Genomic DNA, 9676 nt, shown 5'->3' with positions numbered 1-9676 from the left:
CGACCAGGAGCCTGTACCTCCTGGTCGCCGGTTTTTCTTTCTTCGCTTCAGAACCCTTCGTGACGCGAGGATTCGCCGCGAATAAGAAGATCCGCGGGAGCCGACCCTTCCATTCGCGGAGCGGCACCAGGCTGGGAATTCAAAAAAAGCGGAAGCAGCGCTCTTTCCGGTCAGCGCGGCGAGACAATCTGCCGGGACATCCCGATGAAGGCGGCGGTCCAGGCGGCGAGCGCGACGAACAGGAAAGCGCGGGAGAGGCCCAGCAGGGAGGGAGCACCGATCATCTGGGACAGCCTGAACGTGCAGACGGAGTACATGCCCAGCGGGAACACGGCCCCCCAGTATAGAACGTCGTAGCGGATGGGCAGTCGGCGGACGACGTGGCGCCAGACGCCGAGGATCAGGAGCATCGGGATCCACCAGGTCGCCGTGGCCCAGAACATCAGCGTGAATCCCTTCATGAACGGCAGCAGGTCGCCCAGGAGCACGGAATGTTCCGCCGCGCCCGCCAGGGTCGTTCCGGCCAGCGTCGAGATGGCAACCGCTCCCATGTTGATCCAGTACGGGGGAGTGAGATCGGATGGGCTCATGACGAAGAAGGTGTAGCGGTAGAAGATCAGGGAGATGATCCAGATGTAGAGCATTCCTCCACCGAGCCACATCGCCAGGCAGAAGAACAAGACGCGCCCGGCGTTCTCGCCGAAGCCTTGGGCCAGCTGGCCGCCCAGTACCGCGACCGACTGCGCCGCCACCACCGCCAGAAGCCAGCCGCCGTGGATTCCTTCCTCCAGCGTCGGCTTGGTCTGCTTGACCGTGAGCACCGTGAAGATGGAGTAGGTGAGCCCGGCCCACAAGGTGATTCCGAGCCCCCAGAGGGCTGCCGCCGGAAGCCAGGCCGCGCCGAGAATCCAGGTCTGGCTCCCCAGGACGCAGGTCGCCGGAACCATCGTGAAGAAGCCGACCGAGCGGCCATGATGCTGCAGGTCGGCCGCCAGGCGATCCCGGTAGCGCGCCAGGCGCAGCAGGATCAATCCCCATAGAGCCAGGTAGAAGACGAGGTTGGCGGCGAACAGCGCGCCGGCGAGCATGGCATAGCCCTGCAGGCGGCAGGCGATCGACACGATTCCCGTGGCCATGACCAGCGCGAAGGACGCAGGGTGCAGCGTCGCCACGGCCTCGAGGCGGGACGACACAGCGGCCATCAGCGGGTGCCGTCGAGCTTGTAGAGGTAGCGCAGCAATCCGCCGTTCAGCAAGAGGCAAAGAAAGCTGGCGACGGTCGCGGGCCAGATGACCGACTCGTCGCCGCCCAGGTAGGCGTTCATCGTGGCGCTGAGCAGCCAGAGCTGCAAGACCACCAGGAGCATCACGAAGGCGAGCATGCCGGCGAGGATGGTGCCGCGCTGCTTCCGGCTGAAGGGGCGCCGCACGCGGATCAAATGGTCCTCTCTTCCACGCCCACCGCATAGATGGCGCCGCCGCGATTGGCCAGAACGATCCGGCTCAAGGCACGCCGCGGCGGACCGGCCAGCGGTCTGCCGGTTTCCATGTCGAAGCGCCCCTCATGACAGGGACAATGGAAGACGCCCCGATCGACCTGGGGGCGCACGGCGCACGACAGGTGGGTGCAGCGCTGGCTGTAGGCAATCAGCAGGTCCTCGCGCGGCCGGACGAGGACGCAGGCGTCGTGCGGCTCCGGATAGGCGAACTCAATGGCTCCCCCTACCGGCACCTCGTCGATGCGGGCGATGCGCAGCTCGGGATGCCGGTCGCGCCGCCGGCGCAGCCAGCTCATGGCCGCGATCCAGGCCTGTCCCACCGCGAAGGCGAGGCTCGTCAGGATCATGAACTTCATGAAATCGCGCCGCTCGACGTAGTGATCCTGTGGCCAGTCGACGGGGAAATCGGTGCGCCAGGCGGGCTGCAGCTCCATCGGCCGGCCGTCCGGGGGCGTGGTGACCAGCTCCGGATCGGCCACCGGCTTGTAGCGGTCCGCCGGCGCCGTGCCGGTCAGCCCCTCGCGCCGGGGCGTGTCGAGGAGAGGATCCAGCGGGGAGCGCGGGTCGTCTTCCGGGCCATCTCCGCTCATGCCGCTCCTTTCACAGAGAGATCTCCTCGAAGGGATCCTGCTCCACCGCGCGGTCGGCCACGGTTCCCGGCTGCGATGTGCGCGGCGCGCGGGAGCCGGGATGCTTCTGCAGCGCACCGCTCACGTCCAGCCCGTCCCCTCTCCCGGCGTCGCCACGCGGAATCATGATGTGCACGCGGGTGGTGATGGTCTGGGCCCCGAACCGGAAGCGATTGAGCGGGGCCGATCGGGGACGCAGCTGCTCGATCTGCTCGAGGGTCCCGAAGAACAGCGCCTGGCTCGGGCACACGGTGGCGCACATCGGCTTCTTGCCGACGCTGGTGCGGTCGTAGCACATGTCGCACTTCATCATGATCTGGCGATCCTCGTAGACCTCCGGCACTCCGAAGGGACAGGCCAGCACGCAGTTGCCGCAGGCGATGCAGCGCGGCTTGCGCGCCGACTGCACGATACCGTCCCCGGTGCGCTTGATGGCGTCGGCCGGGCAGACCTCCGCGCAGGTCGGCTGCTCGCAGTGCATGCAGACCACCGGCACGGTCTGGACGCTGCGACCCCGCTCGATGAACTCGAGATGGATCATCGACGTGCCCCGGTGCGTGTCGCACTCGGTGCAGGCCTGCACGCAAGCCTGGCACCCGATGCAGCGGCCCGGGTCGATGAAGAATTGGAGATGATCCGGCTTGGCCATCGCGTCCTTACTGCTGCGGCTCGAGGCCGGCGATCTCGGAAGGGGGACCTTCCGCCCGGCGCACGCGGCAGCCGCACACCTTGTACTGCGGGATCTTGCTGATCGGATCCTGGGCCGCCACGGTGAGCCGGTTGACGCTCTTGGGGCCCGGCCAGTGATAGGGAACGAACACCGTGTCGGGGCGGATGGTGGCGGCCACGAGGGCGCGCAGGGTCATCGACGCGCGGCGTGTCTCGACCGTCGCCCAGTCGCCATCGCGGATCCCCAGCTTCTCGGCCAGCCGCGGATGGATCTCGAGCCGCGGCTCCGGGTACTGGTCCACCAGCGGCCCGATGCGGCGCGTCTGCGTTCCCGACAGGAACTGGCTCACGACGCGGCCGGTGGTCAGGTAGATCGGGTAGTCGCCCCCCGCGTCGTCCACGGGTGGCCGGTACTCGGCGACGTTGAAGCGCGCTTTCCCGTCCGGGAAATAGAAAGGTCCGGCACCGCGGGCGACGGGGTTGAAGCTTCCCGGCTCGAAGAGCCGGGGGGTGCCGGGATGGTCGGCGACACTCTGCCCGGTCTCGGGGTCCTCGCTGTAGCAGGGCCAGAAGACTCCCATCTGCCGCTCGATCTTCTCGTAGGTGATCCCCGAGTAGTCGGCGACCCCGCCCTTGCTGGCGCGGCGCAGCTCCTCGAAGATCTCGCGCGGATTGCGGAAGGTGAAGCCGTGCGGGCGCCCCAGCGCCGCCGCGAGGTCCTGCAGGACGCGCCAGTCCTCGCGCGCCTCCCCGGGGCACTCCACCGCTTTGTTGATCTTGATGACGCGGCCCTCCACCTGCGTCACCGTTCCCTCGTCCTCCTCGTGCAGGCTGCCGGGAAGGACGACGTCCGCGTGCCAGGCCGTGTCATTGAGGAAGAAGTCGATGGCGGCGTAAAAATCGAGCTTCTCGAGGCAGCGGGTAATGAAGCCGGAATCGGGCAGCGAGACCTTTGGGTTGAAGCAGATGGAGATAAGGCCGCGAATCTCTCCGGCGTCGATCTTGCGGAACAGCTCGTAGGCATCGACACCCGGGCCGGGCAGGTCCTTCTCGTCGATGCCCCAGACCCCGGCGATGTGGCGCCGGTGCTCCGGATTGGCGATGTCGCGCCAGCCCGGCAGCTGGTCCGCCTTCTGGCCGTGCTCGCGGCCCCCCTGGCCGTTCCCCTGGCCGACGATGGTGCCGTAGCCGCACTTGGGCTTGCCGATGCGCCCCGAGGCGAGGACGAGATTGATCGTGCCGAGCGCGTTCTGCACCCCGTTGGAATGGTGCTCGATGCCGCGAGCGTGGAACAGGAAGCTGCTGCGGGCCTGGCCCCACCATTCGGCCGCCTGCCGGATCGAGCGCTCCGGGACCCCGGTGACCTCCGCGGTGCGCGCGGGCGTCCAGTCGCGGCAGTAGGCGGCCACCTGATCGAAGCCCACCGTCCGGGTCGCGATGAATTCCTCGTCGACCCAGCCGTTCTCGATCATCAGGGCGAGGACGCCCGCGAACAGCGCGGCATCGCGCCCAGGCTTCACCGGCAGGTACAAATCGCAGGTGCGGGCGGCGGGGGTGATGCGCGGGTCCTGCATGATGAGCCGGGCTCCCTGCTCGCGCGCCTGCCACAGATAGTTGGTGGTGATCGGAGAGCATTCGGCGACATTCGAGCCGGCGACCCAGATCACCTCGGTCCCGACCATGTCGGACCAGGGATTGGTGGTGCGGTCGATGCCGAAGGCTTTCTTGTTGGCCGCCCCGGCGCTGACCATGCAGAGCCTGCCGTTGTAGTCGATGAACGGCGTCTGCAGGCAGACACGCGCGAACTTCCCGAGCAGGTAGGTCTTCTCCGTGGTGAGGCTGGCGCCGCCCAGGACTCCGACGGCCGCCGGCCCATGGCTCTGCTGGATGCGCGCCAGGGCTTCGGCGGTGGCGCGCACTCCTTCTTCATACGGAACGGCGCGGAATCCGTGCGGATCCGCCGGGTCGCGCCGCAGGGCTGTCGTGAGGCGGTCGGGATGCGAGCCTTGCAGGTAGCGCTTGATTCCCTTGGGACAGAGCATGCCGCGGTTGAAAGGGAACTCTTCCCACGGCTCGAAGCCGATGACCTGGTTGTCGCGCACCTTCAGCTGCAGGCCGCACTGCTGGCCGCAGAAGCAGCAATGCGTCTTGACGAGACGCTCGGGCTCGACGCTGGTGGAGAGACGCACGCCGGCCATGGACGAAAGGTGCGGTCCGTAGCGCCGGATGATTTGCCGATCGTCGACCGGGACAGTGGCCATTTCTAGACCTCGGGGAACGAAGCGCTGTTTTCCGGACGGCCTTCCCAGAGAGCCCCCTGGGCGAGGCCGAGCAGGGCGCGCCGGCAGCGGGGACAGATCTCCTGGTAGTGCGCCGCGCCGCCGCCGGTCTCCATGCCATAGGAGAATCCGAGGTCGCGCTCCACTTCGATCAGATCGCGCACCATCGCAATGGAGGCGAACGGTGCTGCGCAGCGCCGGCAGCGGGCCTGCTCGCCCCGAGCGCCTGCTTCTTTATAGAAAGCCACCCCCAGCTGCGCCGGGCGCTGAAAGACATGAAAAAGCTTCCCGAACGGCAGGTACAATAGGGTGAAGATGACGGTGACGGCGTGCAGGATGGCCAGAAAGTCGTAGGCGTAACCTTTCATCCACGTATAGCTGGCGGTGAGCATCAATCCGGTCATGCTGATGGCGAAGAGCAGGACGAGCGGCAGCACGTCCTGCCCAAACTGCTGGGCGGCCGCGGCGCCGTGGTCGATCATGCGCCGTCGGAAGGCCAGCATCACCCCGGCGATGACCAGAAACGAAGCCCATGCCAGCCCATGGAACAGGACGAAGCCGAGCCAGGACTCCACGGGGAAGGTGAGCGCGGGAAACCCGAACAGGAAGGCGCGATAGAACTCGGCATTGCCGGGGACATTCTCGAAGTGGATCCAGCCCCAGACCAGCGGGAAGGTGATCATTCCGGCGATCACGCAACCCCACATGATCAGCCAGTGCGCCAGGCCACGCAGGCGGCCGCGCCGGAAGATGAAGCGGTTCGCGCCGAACTCCAGGAAGAAGCGCCTCAGGAAGGCGGCCAGGTTGTGCCCGGCGAGGCGCGGATTGGCGAACACCTGCCAGCCACGGCGCCAGTAGAGGCGCGTGGGCGGCCGCTGCAGCCACATGGCGTAGCGGTAGGTGATTCCGAAGGTCGCGAACAGGGTGGCGAAGGTATAGCCGACGAGGGCGGCGTCGAAATGCTCCAGCCGTCGTGAGCCGGCGACAATCAGGAAGGCCAGCACTGCCGTGAACAACAGGCCCCAGCCGGTCGCCTTCACCTTTTCACGAGCGATGAGAAGCCTCATGTTCTTGCCGCCGCATTATAGACCGCGGGTGTCGATGGCCGCATATGATCCAGAGCAGATCCGGACCGCTTTGAGGCTCCGACGTGCCGAAAACGGCCGCGTAGGACCCCGGGGTGGCCTGGCCCCCTCATGATCGTCCATCTGATCGACGGGACTTACGAGCTGTTCCGCCATTTCTACGGCCTGAGGAAGTTCACCACCGGGAAGGACCGGCCGCTGGGAGCGGTGGCGGGGATGCTCCACACGGTCCTGCAGATGATCGAGAAGAAGGCGACTCATCTCGGGGTGGCGACCGACCATGTCATCGAATCGTTCCGCAACGAGCTGTGGCCGGAGTACAAGACAGGCGAAGGGATCGAGCCTGCGCTGTGGGCCCAGTTCCATCCGCTGGAGGAGGCCCTGGCGGCGATGGGCGTGGCCGTTTGGCCGATGGTCGAGCTGGAAGCGGACGACGCTCTGGCCTCGGCCGCGCACTCTGCCGCCCAGGACGAAGCGGTGGAGAAGATCTGTATCTGGGCCAACGACAAGGACCTGTCGCAGTGTGTCCGGGGAGCGCGGGTCGTGCAGGTGGATCGCCGGCGCAATATCATCCGGGACGAAGCGGGTGTCCGCGAGAAGTTCGGGGTGGGACCGGCGCTGATTCCCGACTTCCTGGCGCTGGTGGGCGATGCTCAGGATGGCTATCCGGGGATTGCCGGCATCGGTAAATCGACCGCGGCCCGGCTGCTGAACCGTTACGGACCGATCGAGCAATTCCCGCCCCAGGTGCTGGGCGAGAACCGGTCGCTGGCTCTCAAGTTCAAGGAGCTGGCGACGCTGCGCACCGACGCCTCGTTGTTCGCGCACGTGGATGAGCTGGAATGGCGCGGACCGACCGCGGCCTTCGAGGGATGGGCGAAGCGTATCGGCGACGACCGGCTGCTCGAGCGGGCCCGCGGCGCCGCGGCCACCCTGCTCGATGAAGGAGCGTCATGACACTCTCGTCCGGCTCGCGGCTCGGTCCCTATGTGATCGTGGGACCCGTCGGGGCGGGAGGGATGGGGGAAGTCTACCGGGCAACCGATCCCCGCCTCTCCCGGGACGTGGCGATCAAGATCCTGCCCGCCACCTTTGCGAGCGATCCCGAGCGGCTGCGCCGCTTCGAGCGCGAGGCGAGGGCGGCCGGTGCACTCAATCACCCGCACATCGTCTCCATCCACGACATCGGCGTGCACGAGGGAACGCCGTACATCGTCCAGGAGCTCCTGGAAGGGGAGACGCTGCGCTCCGCTCTCGCGGCAGGCCCGATGCCGCTGCGCCGGGCGATCGATTACGGCCTGCAGATCCTGAAAGGTCTGTCCGCCGCGCACGAGAAAGGGATCGTGCACCGGGACCTCAAGCCGGAGAATCTGTTCGTGACGCGCGGCGGCCACGTCAAGATTCTCGATTTCGGACTGGTCAAGCTGGTGCCGCAGGCATTTGGACCCGGCGAGATGGAAGAGGCGCCCACCCGGACGCTCGAGACGCATGCGGGAGCGATATTCGGCACCGTCGGCTACATGTCCCCGGAGCAGGCGCGCGACCGTCCGGCCGACGAGCGATCCGATCTATTCGCCTTCGGAGCGGTCTTCTACGAAATGCTCGCGGGCCGGCGGGCTTTTCGGGGCGAGTCCGCCGCCGATACCGTGTCGGCCATTCTCAAGGAGGAGCCGCCGGCTCTCTCGATTGCCGATCCGGAGCTTGCTCCCGGCCTCGAGCGCATCGTGCGCCGCTGCCTCGAGAAGGATCCCGCCCGGCGCGTCCGCTCCGCCTCGGACCTCGTCTTCGACCTGGAGGAATGCGCGGCGGCATCACACGCCGGACAACCCTCCGTTACGCGCCGGGCGGCGCCGCGCCGGCGCCGCGCCGCATGGCTGGCCATCGCCGGCGTTTCCCTGCTGGCGGTAATCGCCGTCGTGGCGAACCGCGCCTGGAACCGCCCCCCTGCACCGGCTTCAACCGCTCGAAGGATCTCCTCGGTCGCGGTGCTGCCTTTGCGCGACCTCTCCCCGGAGCCGCGCCAGGACTACTTCGCCGACGGCCTCACGGAAGCGCTCACCGCCAATCTGGCCGGAATCGGCGCGCTCAAGGTGATCTCGGGGACTTCGGCCATGCAATACAAGGGCTCCACCAAGTCCTTGCCGGAAGTGGCGCGGGAGCTGGGTGTCGACGTCGTGCTCGAGGGGACCGTGGCGCGCGCCGGCGATCGCGTCCGGATCACGACCGGCCTGGTCAATGCCGGGACCGACACGCAAATCTGGACGAAGACTTTCGAGCGGGACATGACCGACATCCTTGCGCTGCAGGGGGAAGTGGCGCGCGAGGTGGCGCGGCAAGTCGAGGCGAAGCTCACCACCGCGGAGCAGCAGCGTCTGTCGAGGAGCCGGAAAGTCGATACGAAGGCTTACGAGGCGTTTCTCCTGGGGCGCTATTTCCTGGACCAGGGCACGGAGGAGAGCCTGAAGAAGGCCTTCGAGCAGTTCAACGCGGCGCTGGCGATCGACAAGGACTATGCCGCTCCCTATGCCGGGATCGCGGAGTACTACGCGGTCCTGCCTTTCTACAGCGCCCTCTCGCCGGCAGACGTCTTCCCGCAGGCCCGCTCCGCCGCCCGCAAGTCCCTGGAGCTGAATCCCGATCTGCCGGAGGCGCACGCCTCGCTGGCCTACATCCACGCCTATTACGAATGGGATTGGACAGCCGCCGAGCAGGAGTTCCGCAAGGCGCTCGAGCTGCGTCCGAGCCATGCGGCGGTGCATTTTTCCTACAGCCGCTTCCTGGCCGCCGCGGGACGGATCGACGACGCAATCGACGAAATACGCCGGGCCGAGGAGCTCGACCCGCGCTCCACGCTGCTGAGGACGAACCTCGCGCTGCTCTCGTATTTCGGAGGCCGTTACGACCAGGCGCTCGGCGAGCTGCTCGAGATCGAGAAGCAGAACCCCGAAGGGTCGACCGTTCATTGGGCCCTCGGCCTGGTCTACGAGCAGAAGGGGATGTACCCGGAGGCGATCGCCGCCATCCGCAAGGCCGTATCGATTTCATCCAGCCTGAACTCCGACGCATCGCTCGGCCATGTCTACGGGGTCGCGGGAAAGCCGGCCGAGGCGAGGGCGATCCTGGCGGGGCTGCAGGAGAAATCCAGAAAGGCTTACGTGCCTTCCTACATGATCGCGCTGATCCACGCCGGCCTCGGAGAGACCGACGAGGCCTTCGAATGGCTGGAAAAGGCGTTCCAGGAGCGCTCGACCGTCCTGGCCTACCTGGGAGTGGACCCTCGTCTCGGGTCCCTGCGAAGCGATCCCCGCTTCGGCGACCTGCTGCGGCGCACCGGCCGCGACGCCTTGGCCCACGCCGCTCCCTAGGTGTCGCGTATCGGAAATCGCGTTACATTCGGCCGTCGATCCATCCCGCCTCGCTGCGTTGCGTCTCGCTTGCGTACCGCTTTGGGTACGCGGCGCTTCGACGCGCCTTGCGATCCGGGCGGCTCGACGGCCTCGGTGTTAACTCGATTTC

General features: G+C 67.1%; 8 protein-coding genes. 2 read left to right on the top strand and 6 right to left on the bottom strand.

Going from position 1 to position 9676, the window contains the following annotated elements:
• Positions 1 to 170 precede the first annotated feature (170 nt).
• From VFW45_16890 to VFW45_16865, 6 genes are read right to left on the bottom strand one after another with little or no spacing between them, the layout of a single operon-like run.
• A complete protein-coding gene (locus VFW45_16890) occupies positions 171 to 1202 on the bottom strand; it encodes a tellurite resistance/C4-dicarboxylate transporter family protein (GenBank protein HEU5182465.1) in 1032 nt (343 codons plus the stop codon).
• Positions 1202 to 1429: a DUF6755 family protein gene (locus VFW45_16885; protein HEU5182464.1), complete on the bottom strand. Its 228-nt coding sequence runs from the start codon at positions 1427 to 1429 to the stop codon at positions 1202 to 1204. The genes VFW45_16890 and VFW45_16885 overlap by 1 nt, the downstream gene beginning before the upstream one ends.
• A gap of 5 nt (positions 1430 to 1434) precedes the next feature.
• Complete coding sequence (locus VFW45_16880; GenBank protein ID HEU5182463.1) at positions 1435 to 2088, bottom strand: Rieske 2Fe-2S domain-containing protein; 654 nt, start codon at positions 2086 to 2088, stop codon at positions 1435 to 1437.
• A gap of 10 nt (positions 2089 to 2098) precedes the next feature.
• A complete protein-coding gene (locus tag VFW45_16875; GenBank protein HEU5182462.1) occupies positions 2099 to 2776 on the bottom strand; it encodes a 4Fe-4S dicluster domain-containing protein in 678 nt (225 codons plus the stop codon).
• A 7-nt stretch (positions 2777 to 2783) separates the two neighbouring features.
• Entirely contained in the window at positions 2784 to 5057 is a 2274-nt protein-coding gene (locus tag VFW45_16870; GenBank protein HEU5182461.1) for a molybdopterin oxidoreductase family protein, read from the bottom strand.
• Positions 5058 to 5059: 2 nt separating this feature from the next.
• Positions 5060 to 6142: an MFS transporter gene (locus tag VFW45_16865; protein HEU5182460.1), complete on the bottom strand. Its 1083-nt coding sequence runs from the start codon at positions 6140 to 6142 to the stop codon at positions 5060 to 5062.
• Between the two features lie 129 nt (positions 6143 to 6271).
• Here VFW45_16865 and VFW45_16860 point away from each other — a divergent pair, with 129 nt between their 5' ends.
• Both VFW45_16860 and VFW45_16855 read left to right on the top strand, forming a co-directional pair.
• The gene (locus VFW45_16860) at positions 6272 to 7117 is read left to right on the top strand and encodes a 5'-3' exonuclease H3TH domain-containing protein (GenBank protein ID HEU5182459.1); all 846 of its coding nucleotides are present in this window, start codon (positions 6272 to 6274) and stop codon (positions 7115 to 7117) included.
• Entirely contained in the window at positions 7114 to 9525 is a 2412-nt protein-coding gene (locus tag VFW45_16855) for a protein kinase (protein ID HEU5182458.1), read from the top strand. The genes VFW45_16860 and VFW45_16855 overlap by 4 nt, the downstream gene beginning before the upstream one ends.
• The last annotated feature ends 151 nt before the right edge of the window (positions 9526 to 9676 follow it).

The organism is Candidatus Polarisedimenticolia bacterium (assembly GCA_035764505.1).
In the GTDB taxonomy this organism is placed as follows: Bacteria; Acidobacteriota; Polarisedimenticolia; order Gp22-AA2; family AA152; genus AA152.
This window is presented reverse-complemented; position numbering and strand designations above follow the sequence as displayed.